14 protein-coding genes and 1 pseudogene are annotated in these 15,868 nt (G+C 43.0%); 10 read left to right on the top strand and 5 right to left on the bottom strand.

Annotated elements, in window-relative coordinates; genetic code table 11:
• Positions 1–42: 42 nt before the first annotated feature.
• Positions 43–2,454, bottom strand: coding sequence for a bifunctional 2',3'-cyclic-nucleotide 2'-phosphodiesterase/3'-nucleotidase (locus K1J09_RS03705; protein WP_223322897.1), 2,412 nt, complete (start codon positions 2,452–2,454; stop codon positions 43–45).
• A gap of 250 nt (positions 2,455–2,704) precedes the next feature.
• Here K1J09_RS03705 and K1J09_RS03710 point away from each other — a divergent pair, with 250 nt between their 5' ends.
• From K1J09_RS03710 to dtd, 8 genes are all read left to right on the top strand, one after another.
• Positions 2,705–3,364, top strand: a complete 660-nt coding sequence (locus tag K1J09_RS03710) for a hypothetical protein (RefSeq protein ID WP_061602633.1) — start codon at positions 2,705–2,707, stop codon at positions 3,362–3,364.
• A 249-nt stretch (positions 3,365–3,613) separates the two neighbouring features.
• Positions 3,614–3,748, top strand: a complete 135-nt coding sequence (locus K1J09_RS11830; protein ID WP_009659608.1) for a hypothetical protein — start codon at positions 3,614–3,616, stop codon at positions 3,746–3,748.
• A gap of 66 nt (positions 3,749–3,814) precedes the next feature.
• Positions 3,815–4,207, top strand: coding sequence for a DUF1310 family protein (locus K1J09_RS03715; protein WP_032905427.1), 393 nt, complete (start codon positions 3,815–3,817; stop codon positions 4,205–4,207).
• Positions 4,208–4,252: 45 nt separating this feature from the next.
• Positions 4,253–4,654, top strand: a complete 402-nt coding sequence (locus K1J09_RS03720) for a DUF1310 family protein (protein ID WP_002898547.1) — start codon at positions 4,253–4,255, stop codon at positions 4,652–4,654.
• Between the two features lie 94 nt (positions 4,655–4,748).
• The gene (locus K1J09_RS03725; protein ID WP_009659628.1) at positions 4,749–5,141 is read left to right on the top strand and encodes a DUF1310 family protein; all 393 of its coding nucleotides are present in this window, start codon (positions 4,749–4,751) and stop codon (positions 5,139–5,141) included.
• Positions 5,142–5,270: 129 nt separating this feature from the next.
• Positions 5,271–6,119, top strand: a complete 849-nt coding sequence (locus K1J09_RS03730) for a hypothetical protein (protein ID WP_009659618.1) — start codon at positions 5,271–5,273, stop codon at positions 6,117–6,119.
• A gap of 152 nt (positions 6,120–6,271) precedes the next feature.
• A complete protein-coding gene (locus K1J09_RS03735; RefSeq protein WP_009659685.1) occupies positions 6,272–8,491 on the top strand; it encodes a RelA/SpoT family protein in 2,220 nt (739 codons plus the stop codon).
• A gap of 68 nt (positions 8,492–8,559) precedes the next feature.
• A complete protein-coding gene (dtd, locus tag K1J09_RS03740) occupies positions 8,560–9,003 on the top strand; it encodes a D-aminoacyl-tRNA deacylase (protein WP_009659757.1) in 444 nt (147 codons plus the stop codon).
• A 92-nt stretch (positions 9,004–9,095) separates the two neighbouring features.
• On the opposite strand, the gene K1J09_RS03745 is transcribed toward dtd, so the two are convergent.
• The gene (locus tag K1J09_RS03745) at positions 9,096–9,893 is read right to left on the bottom strand and encodes a DUF4037 domain-containing protein (RefSeq protein WP_223322899.1); all 798 of its coding nucleotides are present in this window, start codon (positions 9,891–9,893) and stop codon (positions 9,096–9,098) included.
• A gap of 502 nt (positions 9,894–10,395) precedes the next feature.
• Here K1J09_RS03745 and K1J09_RS03750 point away from each other — a divergent pair.
• On the top strand, positions 10,396–11,010 hold the full coding sequence (locus K1J09_RS03750; protein WP_223322900.1) for a CPBP family intramembrane glutamic endopeptidase: 615 nt from the start codon (positions 10,396–10,398) through the stop codon (positions 11,008–11,010).
• A gap of 112 nt (positions 11,011–11,122) precedes the next feature.
• On the opposite strand, the gene K1J09_RS03755 is transcribed toward K1J09_RS03750, so the two are convergent.
• From K1J09_RS03755 to K1J09_RS03765, 3 genes are all read right to left on the bottom strand, one after another.
• A complete protein-coding gene (locus K1J09_RS03755; protein ID WP_125382133.1) occupies positions 11,123–11,548 on the bottom strand; it encodes an EVE domain-containing protein in 426 nt (141 codons plus the stop codon).
• Positions 11,541–12,002 (bottom strand): MarR family winged helix-turn-helix transcriptional regulator, encoded by a 462-nt coding sequence (locus K1J09_RS03760; protein ID WP_125382131.1) that lies wholly within the window; start codon positions 12,000–12,002, stop codon positions 11,541–11,543. Before K1J09_RS03760 ends, K1J09_RS03755 begins: the two co-directional genes overlap by 8 nt.
• Before the next feature lie 104 nt (positions 12,003–12,106).
• Positions 12,107–12,754 carry a metal-dependent transcriptional regulator gene (locus tag K1J09_RS03765; protein WP_002896686.1) on the bottom strand — a complete coding sequence of 216 codons (648 nt, stop codon included), beginning with the start codon at positions 12,752–12,754 and terminating at the stop codon, positions 12,107–12,109.
• 226 nt (positions 12,755–12,980) lie between these two features.
• On the opposite strand from K1J09_RS03765, the pseudogene K1J09_RS11870 reads away from it, so the two are divergent.
• Positions 12,981–15,863 (top strand): annotated as a pseudogene (locus tag K1J09_RS11870) (GBS Bsp-like repeat-containing protein).
• The last annotated feature ends 5 nt before the right edge of the window (positions 15,864–15,868 follow it).

Raw genomic sequence — 15,868 nt, forward strand, 5'->3', positions numbered from 1 at the left:
AAGCAAAATCAGCAGCTATTTTGGCTGCTGATTTTTTAATCATTATTGTCTTTCCCGTTTTTTGAAGGCGAAGATTCCTGCAAGTCCGGTCATGACAAGTCCCAAGAGTCCGAGCGAGGACGTCTTTTCTCCGGTTGCTGGGAGGCTTTCTGCTCCTGCCTGTCTATGGGACGCTTGCTTGTTTGTGCTAGGGTCAACAGCAGTCAAGACAGGGAAGTCTACTCTACTATGCTGCAGGTTGGCTGCTTCGACTGCGATAGTCGGAGAGCTTGGTTGCTCAATAGGAACCGGTTCAGTTTTCGGTGCAACGTAGACGAATTTGTATTCGCCGAATCCTTCTTGGGCAGAAGCTGCTAGGTAGACGATGTCTCCGTCAGTACCAATCAAGTTCTTGGCCTTATCAGCTGTCAGGAAGCGCAGGTCCAGTCCTTTGATGGTATCAGCGAAATGCCAGTTCTGATCTGCACTTGGATTGATATTTTTGACAGCCAAGATATAGTTGATGATAGCTTGGCGGTTTTCCAGATTGAGCAGACGGTTGAGGCTGGCTTCTCGAACACCTGGGAAGTTACCGTTGGACCGGTAGTTGTTGGTCACGACGATAAATTCCTGATTGGGGTCAATCTCCTTGCCTTGGTATTTGAGGTTGCGGACCCGGCTGGCATTTGGGTTGGCCAGTTTGCCTTCGCGGTCGTATTTGTTCGGCTGGGTGATGTCAAACTCATAGGTAACACCGTCGATAACATCAAAGTTATAAGTCCGGTAGTCAGTATTGACCAGATTTTGTGGTTGGCTATTGTTTGGGTCAATGGTGTTGAATTGGCCAGCTGACATTTCCAACCATTCTTTGAGCTGGGCACCGTTGACCTTGAGGATAGCTGTGACATTATCGTAGAGATAGAGGTCTGCTACATTCTTTATAGCAATAGGGCCAGCTGGAATGTCTGTGTAGGCCGTTGCATCCCCACGAGTTCCTGCCTTGAAAGGAGCAGCTGCAGACAGAATGGGAAGGTTGGCTTCAGGCGTGCCAGCCAGCTCTTGCTTAGCATACCAAAGCTGGGCATTGTTGACGATTTGCACGGATGGATCGTCTTTGACCAGAGAGAAGTAGCTTGTAATCGGTGCGGTCGTAGTACCGACTTGCTGGCGGACATAGTTGATAGTCCCTTGGTGGGATTCTTTGGCAATGTCAATGACGCGCTGATCGGCTACATTAGACTTGGTATCTACCTTGCGGATAGAGCCCTTGCTGTCAGTGACTTTCCATTTGCCATCGGTATAGTTTAGCTTGAGGTCAATGACGCCCAGATGGTCGCCATATTTTCCAGCCATGGTTACTGGAGTACCATTGATTTTCCCATTGACACCGTCTACGCCAGGATATTTTTCGTAGAAGCCAGTTCCGTTTCCGCTTGGAAATTCTGCGTGAGAGTGGCCCGTTACAACAGCATCCACACCTGGCAGGCTGGCGATTTGATAGCCTTCATTTTCCTCGCCTTTTTCATATTTGTCATCTCCGATGCCAGAGTGAGAAAGCACCAAGGTGATGTCTGCACCTGCTTTGCGCATCTCAGGAATGATGTCTCGAATAGCCTCAACAGAATCGCGAACGACCACTTTTCCTTCTAGGTTTGCCTTATCCCAGTTGAGGATTTGAGGCGGTACAATCCCGGTCACACCAATCTTGACAGTCGTCAAGCGGCCCTGAGTATCTGTAAAGGTCTTTTCGATGATTTTGTAAGGCTGATAGATGAATTTACCAGTCGCTGGATCCAGCACATTGGCATTGACAATAGGCAGGCCAGCTGTCTCAATCACGCGATTCAGATAGTCCAGACCGTAGTTGAACTCATGGTTTCCTAGCGTACCAGCTTCAAAGCCCAGAGCCTGAAGAGCAGCGTACATAGGGTGCTGCTCGCCCTTCTCTACAGGATCTACAATGGCCTTATAGGTTCCCAGCGGCGTTCCTTGGATGGTATCGCCATTGTCGACCAAGAGGACGTTAGGATTTTCTTTCTTGGCCTTCTCAATCAGCACGGCTGTTTTAGCCAGTCCCAAGGTCTCCACCGGCTTGTCCTGATAGTAGTCGTAGTTGACCAAGTTTGTATGGAGGTCGGTCGTTGCCAAGATACGAAGATCGACAGTCTGTCCCTCCACGGGCTTTGTATCCTCAGTAGCTGCGACATTGCGAGCCATAGCCATCAGAGCATCAGCGTTCCCACTGGCATTTTCTGGAGAAATAGCAGAGCTAGGATCCGTGCTCTCTGGTGTCGCAGTAGCTTCAGTAGGACTTGCAGCAGTCGTTGGTTTTGCTTTCGCTGCGCTGCTTTCTACTGCAGCAGGATTAGCAGTGACCGGTGCAGTATTCTCATCAGCCTGAACAGCATTTACAGCTGCCGCAAGAGCCGCTGCACTCAAAAGCACAACCGTTTTTTGAAGGGATGATTTAGACATAATATCTCCTTTGTTAAAATGAATTTCAGACTTATATTATACTATATTAAAGCGCTCTCATCAAGAAGAAATTTCCAGTATAGATCTTTTATGCTTTCTAATATTGGTTTGAAAATACTGAATGAAGACATCAGCGGATAAGTGAATGATTGAATGGAGGTAGAATAAAATAGAGTTTTAAAAATTTATGGTACACTATATAGTGACTGAAATAAGTACTTTGTTAAGTATAATAAAAGGGGAGAATATCATGAAAAAGCGGATTTTTCTCAAAATATTACTTTTAGGGGGAGTCATGATAGGATTAATAGGATGTGGAGAAAAGAGGGGCAGCCGAGATTGGATTGAGAATAAGGTAGCTGAAGTGAGTCGCGTCTATCCAACTGAAAATCTATTTGATTTGTTTAAGCAATTTCCGGATGGGTTTAAAGTAGAGCAAGTGTATATCAAACGTGGGACTTATCTTATCGAAATGTCTTTACAAGGGGATAGTAGCAATCACACAATTTCTGGAGTGTTAACCAAGACACGGGCTTCTGATGATATTACTGAAAAGCCAGAAGAAACAATAAGGGTGGATTATATAGATGGGAAATTTATCTTTTCTGATAAGGAGAAAGCGAAAGAATTATGGCCTTTTGATGGATTCTTATTTCAAAAGTTAACGATTAATCAGTCTTTTCTATCTTCTTTATCTATGAAATCCAAAAGTTATAATGGCAACAACGGGGCGTTTGATATTGATTATTCGATTCAAAATCAAACTATCAATCAGTATTTTCACAAAAATGAAAGAGAGCAGGCAACTTTAGGTTTTGGAAGCTCAAACAGAAACGACGATTATTACTATTATTCAGTAACTGTCAACTATGATAATGTTTACTCATTTAGAGAAACCGTGTCAAATTAAGAGGAGAAAAAAATTTGTTAACAGTGACATTCCTACGTTTGATGCTTCAAATTTAGCATGTTATCTATTTTGATAAAATCATTGTTAGGAACAACTGTCTCACTGCCTTGTATCTGCTTTCGTGTTTTGGTATAATAGTGATGAGCTCACCTGGGTAAGTCGGAAAGGAAAATAAAACGGAAAAAATCAGACTGTCCAAGCTGGGAAGCGTATCTGCATTCTTTGCCTGATAAGGAGAGGAGGTTCACCATGACTATGTTTGCCTTATTTGAGTTGTTTGTCGCCCTTTTAGGTGTGGCATCTACTTGCTACCTTGTCTACGCTTATTGTCAATTTATCAAGGAAGAAGTTCTTCACTTTCTTCACCACAACCCGCCCGTTTAAGGCGGGTTTTTGCTTTTGGGAAAATATATTATATAATGAAACTGATATAGATTGAGGAGTGTTTATATGTCTAAGAGAAGAAACAGGATTATGGGGCTTATTGGCCTAAGTGTACTGATATTGCTGGGAGTAGGCCTCTACCTAGCTCATAAAAATCAAGAATTTCAAAATGAAATGTTCAGAATTGTTCATAGTAAGGAAGTGAAGAATCTAATAGAAAAGAAATTAAAAAAATTAGATTCTCATGCTTTAACGGATAAGGGGAAAATTCAATCCTATAAAATTGATGATAGGAGCATTCGTCACAATCCAATGGGTGGCATCATGTTTGATATTGTCATTAATGATGACCCTGATATTGTTGGGTCAACTGGCCTTAGAAAATATGGAGAGAATGAGGACATACGAACTGTTGGTATGGATAGGTCAAAAGGTCTTCAGAAGTTACTAGAGGAGTGACAGCCAAATAGCCATAAGGAGATTTCTTTTTTTAGAGGTGAACGTATGAAGAAAAAACATAAAATTATCTTATCAGTTATCAGCTTGTTTGTGGCTGCTTGCATAGGAGTAGGTCTCTACTTAGCTCACAAAAACCAAGAATTCCAGAATGAAATGTTCAGAATTGTCCATAGTGAGGAAGTGAGGGAGTTGATTGAAGAAGATTTAAAAAGAAAAGATCCAAATGCGTTAACAGACAAAGGGAAGATTCGCTCTTATAAAATAGATGATAGCTCCATTAAGCATAATCCGATGGGAGGAATTATGTTTCATATTATCATTAATGATAGTATAAGTATGGTTGGGAAGACTGGTCTTCGAATGGATGGTGAGAATGGGAAAATTCGTACGGATGGTATGACTGAATCAGCAGGTTTGCGGGCGTTGTTGGAAAGTGACGACAAGTGATTCACTATTCTAGTTATAGCGAAAACCTCTTGCTTTAATTGGAATTGCAAAATCTATACCACATACTAAATTATAATAGTCGTAGGAGTGTCTAATGAAGCAAAAACATAAAATTATCTTATCGGTTGTCAGTTTATTTTTAGCTCTTTGTCTGGTAGGAGGAATATACTTGACTCACAAAAATCAAGAATTCCATAATGAGATGACAAGGATTGTTCACAGTGAGGAAGTAAAGAAATTGATTGTGGAAGAATTAAAAGCGATCGATCCTAATGCTTTAACGGAGAAAGGAAAAATTCGTTCTTATAAAATAGATGATAGCTCCATTAAACATAATCCGATGGGGGGTATTATGTTTGATGTTGTCATTAATGATAGTATAAGCATGGCTGGGAAAATGGGAATTCAAAAAGATGGCGGAAGTGAGCAACTAAGTTCAGTTGGTATGGATGAATCAGCAGGTTTGCAAGCTTTGGTAGGGGAATAATTCATACATAGTTAAATGCTTAATTGGCTGAAACACGAGTTCACACTAAATATTAACTTTGACTATGAGAATGCTCTTCACTTCAAAAAGTAAATTTGAGATGATTTTATTAAAAGGAGTCTTAGAATTTTGAAACAAACAATTTTTAATGCTTCGCTAGAAGAAAGTATGAACCTAGTAACGGACAAGTATATCAAAACTTCACTAGAGGATTTTAATGAAAAAGGTTATGGGAAAAAGATTTTGGGATTTTTTACAATGCAATTTTTTCTATTTTTATTCTTTCTTCTAAGTATTTCTCTTGGTTCTAAAAAATTGCAGTTTTTCTCATTGAATATAGGCTTAATAAACGGTATTGTATTTGGTTTAGGATTTATCATTCTTTTTTCCTACTTAAATGATGTGAGGAAAATAAAGAATCAGTCAGTTTTATCTTACTACTATTTCAATAAGTGGATGTATCTTATGATTACAATCCTCTATACGCAATTTTTAGTAATAGGAATATCAGGTGCAGGAATGATATTAGGTGGAATTTTATCTAGTGTGTTGTATACTTCCTTTTTCATCATCTTTTTTATTGGATTATTTCAAAGCTTCCAGAGAAATACACTTGAAATTTTGTATAAACAGCGAAATTATTCAAATCCAACGGCTGATTTCATCAATCGCTTTGTTTCGTTTGCTAAAAAGTACGGTGGACTCATTATTTTAATATCAATTATTTTACGTATTGTTTTTCCAATTTCTGATATTATCCAACAAGATGGAATTATTAATTCAATCGGGAAGGCCATTATTCCACTATTTTTTCTTCCCTTTATTTATTTTGGGTATGCTTTAGCAGTTGACAATTTCCAAGGTTACTATCTTCAAAAATACTTAGAAGATTACCGACAACTATCAGGATACTCTGTTGAAGAATGGTACGGTAAAGATTCTCAGAGATATAAGGAATCACTGAATCAGAAAGATTAGCCTCTTCGTTTTTTAACAGAAAGATATCGTCTGATAGTGTTACATTTCACCATACCCCGCCCGTTTAAGGCGGGTTTTTATATGAACCGTCTTCTAGGTTTTCATATCGGGTTAAAAGTGATAAAATAGTAGGCAGGAATTGGAGAGACGAGATGCCAAAAGAAGTGAATTTGACGGGCGATCAGGTATTGGCCCTTACGAGAAAATATCTGGCTGCGGAGGATGTGGCCTTTATACAGAAAGCTTTAATCTATGCGATTGACTGTCACAGTGGGCAGTTTCGGAGGTCAGGTGAGCCTTATATTGTGCATCCTATTCAGGTGGCAGGGATTTTGGCCAAGCTCAAGCTGGACGCAGTAACGGTCGCCTGCGGCTTCCTGCATGATGTGGTTGAGGATACCCGTGCGACGCTGGATGATTTGGAAAGAGAGTTTGGGACGGATGTCCGCGTGATTGTGGATGGGGTTACCAAGCTGGGTAAGGTCAAGTACAAATCCCACGAGGAGCAGTTGGCGGAAAACCATCGCAAGATGCTGATGGCCATGTCGGAGGATATTCGGGTTATTTTGGTCAAGCTGGCAGACCGTCTCCACAATATGCGGACGCTCAAGCATCTGCGCAAGCATAAGCAAGAGCGGATTTCCCGAGAAACAATGGAAATCTACGCACCCTTGGCTCATCGCTTGGGGATTTCCAGTGTCAAGTGGGAGCTGGAAGATTTGTCCTTCCGTTATCTCAATGAAGTGGAATTTTACAAAATTTCCCACATGATGAAGGAGAAGCGTCGGGAGCGTGAAGAACTGGTAGAAGAGGTGGTTCAGAAGATTGAGACCTATGCTGGCGAGCGCAATCTGCACGGTAAGATTTATGGCCGGCCCAAGCATATCTACTCGATCTATCGCAAGATGCAGGACAAGAAGAAGCGTTTTGATGAGATTTATGATTTAATCGCTATTCGCTGTATCTTGGATACTCAAAGTGATGTTTATGCAATGCTGGGCTATATTCATGAGCTTTGGCGGCCTATGCCGGGGCGGTTCAAGGATTACATTGCCAACCGCAAGGCCAATGGTTATCAGTCCATCCATACGACCGTTTATGGCCCTAAAGGTCCGATTGAGTTTCAGATTCGGACCAAGGAGATGCATGAGGTCGCTGAGTATGGGGTTGCAGCCCACTGGGCTTACAAGAAAGGTGTCAAGGGACAGGTAGACAGCAAAGAATCAGCTATCGGGATGAACTGGATCAAGGAGCTGATGGAGCTGCAAGACCAGTCTAACAATGCCAAGGACTTCGTTGACTCGGTCAAGGAGAGCTATCTGGCTGAGGAAATCTACGTCTTCACACCGGATGGAGCAGTGCGTTCTCTGCCTAAGGACTCGGGTCCCATTGACTTTGCCTATGAGATTCATACCAAGGTCGGTGAGAAAGCCACAGGAGCCAAGGTCAATGGCCGCATGGTGCCTCTGACAACCAAGCTTAGGACAGGTGATCAGGTGGAAATCATCACCAACGCTAACTCCTTCGGACCGAGCCGCGACTGGCTCAATATTGTCAAGACTAGCAAGGCCAGAAATAAAATCCGTCAGTTCTTTAAAAATCAAGACAAGGAGCTGTCTATCTCCAAAGGGCGGGAGCTCTTGCAGGCTCAATTCCAGGAGCATGGCTATGTAGCTAATAAGTACATGGACAAGAAGCACATGGAAAAAGTGCTGCAGAAGACCAGTTATAAGACTGAAGAGGCGCTTTTTGCGGCGATTGGCTTCGGTGAGATTGGTGCCATTAGTATTTTCAACCGCCTGACAGAAAAAGAGCGCCGTGAGGAAGAGCGAGCCAAGGCCAGAGCAGAAGCGGAGGAATTGGTCAAGGGCGGTGAGGTCAAGGTCGAAAACAAAAAAGACACCCTCAAGGTTAAGCACGAAGGCGGTGTGGTTATTCAGGGGGCGTCTGGTCTCCTCATCCGGATTGCTAAATGCTGTAACCCTGTACCGGGTGATGATATTGTTGGCTATATTACCAAAGGACGTGGTGTAGCCATTCACCGGCAGGACTGCATGAATCTCAAGGCCCAGGAAAATTACGAACAGCGGCTGATTGATGTAGAATGGGAAGACAACAACACGACCAAAGAGTACACGGCTCACATTGATATTTACGGTCTCAACCGGTCTGGCCTCCTCAACGATGTATTGCAGGTTCTGTCTAATACCACTAAAAATATTTCAACAGTTAATGCCCAGCCGACCAAGGATATGAAATTTGCCAATATCCACGTTTCTTTTGGTATTGCGAACCTATCCATGTTGACGACGGTGGTGGATAAAATCAAAAGCGTGCCGGAAGTTTACTCGGTCAAGCGGACCAATGGTTGATCCATTTCGGAAATCATTATCAAGCTGTAAGTTACCCTTGGTGACTTGCTTAAATCAAAGGAAAAGATATGAAAATAGTGATTCAGCGCGTGAAACGTGCTCAGGTCAGTATTGACCAGCAGCTTCACAGCAGTATTGGAAAAGGTCTTCTGCTCCTAGTAGGCGTAGGGCCTGACGATAGTCAAGAGGATATGGATTATGCAGTCAGGAAGATTGTCAATATGCGGATTTTTTCCGATGCTGAGGGCAAGATGAACCTGTCTATCAAGGACATTGCCGGAGAAATTTTGTCCATTTCCCAGTTCACTCTGCATGCAGATACCAAAAAGGGAAATCGGCCAGCCTTTGTCAAGGCGGCTCCGCCAGAGATGGCTAGCAGTTTTTATGATGCTTTCAATCTTGCCTTGCAGCAGGAGGTGCTGACTCGGACGGGGATTTTTGGGGCAGACATGCAGGTAGAACTAGTTAATGATGGTCCAGTAACCATTATCTTGGATACGAAGAATCGCTGAGAAGAAGTATGAAAAGGAGTTTGAACACTAGTGTTCAAACTCCTAATTTTTTAGCTTCTGCAGCAATGAATGTATAGTTTCCGACAACATTACTAAAAACAATCAATAATTTCTTGAGGAATGACTTGTTTGATGGTCGTCACTAGTTGATTGATAAGGTTTATGGCTTCAGCGGGTTCTGTGTAGATTTTTTGAAAATAGGTCTGTATATTTTCTTCTAAACGCTGGGGCAATAGCATGCAGTTGATTTTTGCAAACTCTAGCATTCTCTTTTCTCCAGGGTGCGTCTGTTCGTTTAGGGCGAAGAGCAAGTCAAAATAGGAAGCAAAAAATTCACTGCTACGGTGATTGATACTGAGCAGGTCCTGACGCTTGAGCGCTTTTTCTATTTGTTTGGAGAAAGCTGGCATGGCTTGATCGAGCAGGAGGAGCTGCTTCTTAATAATATTCTTTTTCAGCTCAGCTGGATAAGGCCGTCTGTACTTGTTCTGAAGTGCCTCGTAGCGACCATTTCGGTCGTAGATGATTTTGCTGTGGAGCAGATTGTGCCACATACAGGTGGTATAGGCATTCTGGGCTTGGTGGTCTAGGACTACAGTCTGCAGGTCTTTATCAAAGCTGTCCAGTGTACGGTAAATGAGCTCAATTTCGATGTCGCTCTTCAGCACACAGTCATCCTCTAGTTCCCAAAACTGATTGCCGATTTCCATGTAGGAGCAGTACTTGCTGAGGATATCGCGTCGAGTCAGGGGAGCAATAGAATCTGTTAAGTAGATATAAACATCATAGTCTGAGTCTTTGTCAAAATGCTGTCCAGCACGAGAGCCACCGAGAACAATAGCTTCCACTTGATCTAGCTGGGCAAATTCTTTAAAAAGTTGTTGTGGCATAATTTTTCCTTACTGATTTTTGACATCATTTTAGCAAAATGTAAGCGGGTTGGCAAGAAGGAAAAAACAGTTTTTGGCATGGTACTAAGCTTGTAAAATTGAAACCCCGAGGAGTAGGAAGTGGATAAGCAGGAGCTGGGAGTATTTGACTAAAAAGAAAATCATCTAGGATAGATAGGCTGAAAATTTGACTTTGTGTGATAAAATTTTAGGACTTTTTTCTTTCTTTCTTTAATGCATTGTCAGTTTTCTATTTTTTAAACTCAACGCCTTATTTTTATCTGCAACTTTTCTTAGATTTTGAGATAAGTTTTTAAAGAGTTTTTGCAATCATTTAGTCCAAAAATGATAAGCATAGCAAACAAGTTGAAGTGGCGATAATCCTTGATTTGTTTATGTTTATGATTTCTATCATTCTTTAGAAATATTTTAGAATTACTTTATAAATTCTTGAAGTTTGTCTTGTATAATCATATTAAAGAAAAGAAAGGAGTCTCTTATCATGGAAAATCTAGTTCAACAGATGCTGGATGCTCTGATTCAAATCGCTTTGTTTGCTTTGCTTCCTTTTGTTTGGTGGTTGATAAGGGCTAGAAGAAAAAGTCCATTTTTAGAATGGCTTGGCTTAAAACCACTAAAAGACACTGGCGGCCGGAAGATCTGGCTGTGGATTTTGTTGGGTTCACTATCTTTCTTGCTTCTTTCGTTTTTGCTAGTATATCCTGCTGTAAAAAATCTGGATACAGCGACTTCGAATTTCTCAGGCCTAGGCTTCCAAGCCTTGCCAGCTGTTCTGATTTATGGTATTTTTCAAACTTCTCTGTCGGAAGAACTGTTATTCAGAGGTTTTCTTTTAAAGAGATTGGCTAGCCGCTTATCCTTTGTAGTGGCCAACACCATACAAGCTGCTCTTTTTGGTCTGCTGCATGGCCTGATGTTTATAACAGTGCTCTCTTGGCAGCAAACTCTGCTCATCATTTTGTGTACGGGTGGTATCGCGGCCTATATGGGCTTTGTCAATGAAAAGAAATCTGATGGCTCCATTTTAGCCAGCTGGATCATACATGCTTTAGTAAATGTGATTACGGGTAGTTTATCAGCTTTTATGCTGATTTAATAAATCGATAATTTCACTTAAAATCAAAAAGTTCCGATTTTCCTTGAGAATCGGAACTTTAGATTTAATGACAGGTGAGCAAGGTTTAGGTGTAAGTCAAACGAAGCTGCTTTTACTGATTTGCAGTGCTGTCTAATTTCATTTGCTCAAAAACATAAAGGAAGAAGTCTTTCGAAACTTCGAAATGTCCATATCTTATCTGAGAAGCATATTGGCGCCACTGAGGATGTTGTCGGACTTGGTCAATGGGGCAGTCTTTGACAGGCTGGTAGTAGCTGACATCTCGCCGAAATGGGACGAAGCCTTCAAACATCTTTACTTGGTAAGCTGTGTCATCTAGAATCTTGCCAACTGCTGTAAAGGCCTGCAGTTTTTCCTGACTATTCAGCTGATACTTGGGGCTGTAGTACAGAAGATAGTCCCCCTTTTTCATTCGGTTCAGCGGTGCTTTCTTACCATGGCAGACTTGGCAAAATCCACCTTCTACACCTCTTAGTACATGTTCTTTTGATACGACACCAATCCAAAATCTAGTCATTTTCTGCCTCCAGTTTGATTAAGAGTTGGTTTAATGTTTCTGTATTATTTCCTAATTTTCCAAAGAACGCCTGATCAATACCTTCTACCAGAGGAAGGGCTTGGTTAACCTTTTGCAGCCCCGTATCCGTTAGGAGTATGATGTTGGCACGGCTGTCCTTGGGATGGACTTCCCGCATGATCAAACCTTTCTTGACCAAGAGGCGGATGATTTGGGATACGGTCATAACATCCATGTCAGAAAATTGGGCAATATCGGTCTGACTAACCCATTCTTGCTGACACAGGAGTGCAGCAAGAGTGGTCAGAACGACAAACTGGGGATGGGTCAAATCAATCGTTCTCAGTTTGTTTTTTATCAGCCCATGCCACTTGTGGTAGGCGCGGATAAAGAGCAGACCGGTTGATTTTTTGTATTCATCCTTGTAGATGGAGTTAAACTGCGATTTTTCCATTAGCTTTCCCTCTAGATTTTTATAAGTATACTTATTATATTCCGACATCTTATTTTTGTCAATAAAAACCCAGTTTAGACTAAAAAGTCCGAACTGGGTTCTGTTTATAGTTTTTCCACATAAATCTGCTGGGCAATCATAGGATTGATTTGGATTTCTTGAGTTTCTGTCTTAAGAAGATAGGCCTGAGCGAAAGAATCGTATTGGATGAAAGTGATGGTTTGGCCGATTTGCAGGTTGTATTTTTCCAAGTATTTGAGCAAGTCAAAGTCGTCATGCACCCGTTTGATGATATAGTCGCCAGGGGCAGAGGCCTCTTCCAGAGTCAGTTGGTTTTCTTCGTCCAGAAGCTCACCCTTGGCTGGGATGGTGCCTCCGTGAGGACAGGTCTTGGGGTACTGGAGCATGGCATCTAGACGCTCAACGAAGCGCTCAGAAACAGTATGCTCTAGGACTTCGGCTTCCTCATGGATTTCATCAGTCGAGTAGCCGAGATGGTTGACCAGAAAGACTTCAATCAGCCGGTGCTTGCGGTAGAGGTCAGAAACTAGCCTTAGCCCCAAATCAGTCAGCAGGTAGCCGGCTTTTTTATCCTTGACCAGAAGTTCTTCCGCCAGCATTTTTTTCATCATTTCCGTCACAGCCGGAGGTGAAACCTGCATGAGCTGGGCGATTTCTTTATTGGTGATTTTTTTGTGGCGGCTGCCAATCTCATAGATACACTTGAGATAGTCTTCTTTATTTGGGGTCATCTTGCATCCTCGCTGAACTTTCTATCATTAGTATAACAAAAATCGCTGCAAGAATACAGTGTAGAAGCCCTTCATTGGCCTTTGGATTTTCTTGATTTACTTGTAATCGTTTTACGATTATTATATAATCAAATCGTACGATTTAAAAAATAAAAAAGTAAAAATTCTTTAGCTGGTTTGTAAAATCTGGCCTGATTTTTACTTTTTGCAAAAGGAGAATCCTATTATGAAAAGAAGACGAATGATGGCGTCTCTAGCAGAGAAGTTTACTCGTTTTGGCATTCGCAAATGCAGTCTGGGAGCAGTCTCAGTAGCGATTGCGACTGGTCTGGCCTTTCTTGGAAGTGGAGCAGTGCAGGCAGAACAGCTGACACCTAGTCAGACAGCTGACAGTGTCGCTGTCAGCCAGGCTGTGGAGAACCAAGCTAGCACAGCTGCAACTCCGACTGTCACAGAAACCAGTCTGTCAAGCATGGATAAGGCTGCACCAGCACCGGAGGCTGTTAGTCCTGACGCTAGTCAGGTACCTGCGTCTTCCGATACCAGTGCTCAGTCTACTTCTTCTGATCCTGTAGAAAATGCTCGGCCGAAAAGTGATACTGTAGCTTCGACAGAAAATCAACCTGCTGTGGTTGAGAACTCAGAAAAAAATGATGCTTCTAATCAGCTAGCACAACCAGCTTCTGATACAGAGCGCCCCTTGGCGGCAGCAGAAGTCAAAAAGCCTCAAGGCAAGATTACCATTCAGAATAACAATCCACAGACAGGTGAATTTGATATAGTCGTGTCTGATATTGTCGCACCGGATGGACTGAAGTCTGTTTATCTACCGACTTGGTCAGCTGTTAACGACCAAGACGACGTGCAGTGGTATACCGCTGAAAAGCGTGCCGATGGGACCTATTTTAAGCATGTCAGCTACCGCAATCATAAGAACTCCTTGGGCGAGTATAATGTTCACCTCTATTTTGTAAATGATGCAGGCCAGCTGCAGGGGGCAGGTTCGGCTAAGACAATGGTTACTCGCGCCCAGCCACAGGGTAAGATTACCATTCAGAATAACAATCCACAGACAGGTGAATTTGATATTGTCGTGTCAGACGTTGTTGCCCCAGATGGTCTGAAGTCTGTTTATCTACCGACTTGGTCAGCTGCTAATGACCAAGACGACGTGCAGTGGTACACAGCCGAAAGGCGCGCTGATGGAACCTATTTCAAACACGTCAGCTACCGCAACCACAAGAACTCTCTGGGCGAGTATAATGTTCATCTCTATTTCGTGAATGATGCAGGCCAGCTGCAGGGTGCAGGTTCGGCTAAGACGGTAGTTAACCGCGCGCAGCCTCAGGGCAAGATCACCATTCAGAATAACAACCCGCAGACAGGTGAATTTGATATTGTCGTGTCGGACATTGTTGCCCCAGATGGTCTGAAGTCTGTTAGTCTTCCAACCTGGTCCACCGCTAACGACCAAGACGATGTGCAGTGGTACACCGCTGAAAGACGAGCTGATGGGACCTATTTTAAACATGTCAGCTACCGCAACCATAAGAACTCCTTGGGCGAGTATAATGTTCACCTCTATTTTGTGAATGAAGCCGGTCAATTGCAGGGTGCAGGCTCAGCTAAGACGGTGGTTACTCGCGCCCAGCCACAGGGTAAAATCACCATTCAGAACAATAATCCACAGACAGGTGAATTTGATATTGTCGTTTCTGATATTGTCGCACCGGATGGTCTGAAGTCCGTTTATCTACCGACTTGGTCAGCTGCCAATGACCAAGATGATGTGCAGTGATACACGGCCGAAAGACGCGCCGATGGGACCTATTTCAAACATGTCAGCTACCGCAACCACAAGAACTCTCTGGGCGAGTACAATGTCCACCTCTATTTTGTGAATGATGCAGGCCAGCTGCAGGGAGCGGGTTCAGCTAAGACGGTAGTTACTCGCGCCCAGCCACAGGGCAAGATCACCATTCAGAACAACAATCCACAGACAGGTGAATTTGATATTGTTGTGTCAGATATCGTTGCCCCAGATGGTCTGAAGGCGGTCTACCTGCCAACCTGGTCCAGCAAGGATGACCAAGACGATGTGCAGTGGTACACCGCTGAAAGACGAGCCGATGGGACCTATAAAAAACATGTCCGAGCTCAGGATCATAAGTTTTCAGTGGGTGAGTACAAGGTTCATCTTTACTATCTGAACGAGGATGGCCAGATGCAAGGTGCAGGTGGCGAGAAGCTGATGATTTCTGTAGCACCTGAGAACATCCGTGCAACTGGAAAAATCAATATCCAAAACAATAATGCTCGAACAGGAACTTTTGATGTAGTTGTGACAAATATCTCCAATCCAGGCGGAATTCAAGCAGTCTATCTGCCAACTTGGTCCACAGATAAGGATCAGGATGATGTCAAGTGGTATTTAGCTCAAAAGCAGGCGAATGGTACCTATAAGATCACAGTCCGAGCTAGTGACCATAAACTTTCTACCGGCGAGTACAAGATTCATCTTTACTATAAGCAGGACAATGGTCAGCTCATCGCTGTTGATGCTACTACGACCCAGGTCTCCAAAGCAGTTTACAATACTCCGTACTACTCCCAGCGCGATGGTCGCTGGGGTGGCAGGAAGTATGGTCCTTACAGCATGGATGCGACAGGATGCGTGCCGACAACGCTAGCCATGGTTATTTCTGGAATTACTGGGACAGAAGTGCTTCCGACAACCGTTGCGGATTATCTATATAACCATACTAATGAATTTAATAAAGATGGATTTGGTACTAGCAGCCGTGGTATTGTCCGAGCTGCCCAGCACTGGGATTTGACGACTGAGACCCTGTTTACAGCTTCTGCAGTCAAAGAAGTGCTTTCGCAGGGGCATCATGTCCTAGGTGCCGTTGGTACTAGCATCTTTGCCCATTATCCAGTCACTCATGAGCTGGTTCTTAAAGGCTATGACAATGGAAAAACCTATGTCCGTGACCCTTATAATGCAGCTAATAATGGCTGGTACCCCGTAGACTATCTCTTTGGAGTCAAGAGTGTAGATCCGACGGATAATACAGAAGGATCACCCTTTATTGCCATCAAAGGATAAGAAAT

Source organism: Streptococcus sanguinis (assembly GCF_019928825.1).
Taxonomy (GTDB): domain Bacteria; phylum Bacillota; class Bacilli; order Lactobacillales; family Streptococcaceae; genus Streptococcus; species Streptococcus sanguinis_L.

What these genes read in the sequence shown, in the direction of transcription:
- K1J09_RS03765 (WP_002896686.1), bottom strand. Translation starts at nt 12,754, where the DNA reads ATGACCCCAAATAAAGAAGACTATCTCAAGTGTATCTATGAGATTGGC.
- K1J09_RS03725 (WP_009659628.1), top strand. Translation starts at nt 4,749, where the DNA reads ATGAAGCAAAAACATAAAATTATCTTATCGGTTGTCAGTTTATTTTTA.
- K1J09_RS03720 (WP_002898547.1), top strand. Translation starts at nt 4,253, where the DNA reads ATGAAGAAAAAACATAAAATTATCTTATCAGTTATCAGCTTGTTTGTG.
- K1J09_RS03755 (WP_125382133.1), bottom strand. Translation starts at nt 11,548, where the DNA reads ATGACTAGATTTTGGATTGGTGTCGTATCAAAAGAACATGTACTAAGA.
- dtd (WP_009659757.1), top strand. Translation starts at nt 8,560, where the DNA reads ATGAAAATAGTGATTCAGCGCGTGAAACGTGCTCAGGTCAGTATTGAC.
- K1J09_RS03710 (WP_061602633.1), top strand. Translation starts at nt 2,705, where the DNA reads ATGAAAAAGCGGATTTTTCTCAAAATATTACTTTTAGGGGGAGTCATG.
- K1J09_RS03715 (WP_032905427.1), top strand. Translation starts at nt 3,815, where the DNA reads ATGTCTAAGAGAAGAAACAGGATTATGGGGCTTATTGGCCTAAGTGTA.
- K1J09_RS03760 (WP_125382131.1), bottom strand. Translation starts at nt 12,002, where the DNA reads ATGGAAAAATCGCAGTTTAACTCCATCTACAAGGATGAATACAAAAAA.
- K1J09_RS03750 (WP_223322900.1), top strand. Translation starts at nt 10,396, where the DNA reads ATGGAAAATCTAGTTCAACAGATGCTGGATGCTCTGATTCAAATCGCT.
- K1J09_RS03735 (WP_009659685.1), top strand. Translation starts at nt 6,272, where the DNA reads ATGCCAAAAGAAGTGAATTTGACGGGCGATCAGGTATTGGCCCTTACG.
- K1J09_RS11830 (WP_009659608.1), top strand. Translation starts at nt 3,614, where the DNA reads ATGACTATGTTTGCCTTATTTGAGTTGTTTGTCGCCCTTTTAGGTGTG.
- K1J09_RS03705 (WP_223322897.1), bottom strand. Translation starts at nt 2,454, where the DNA reads ATGTCTAAATCATCCCTTCAAAAAACGGTTGTGCTTTTGAGTGCAGCG.
- K1J09_RS03745 (WP_223322899.1), bottom strand. Translation starts at nt 9,893, where the DNA reads ATGCCACAACAACTTTTTAAAGAATTTGCCCAGCTAGATCAAGTGGAA.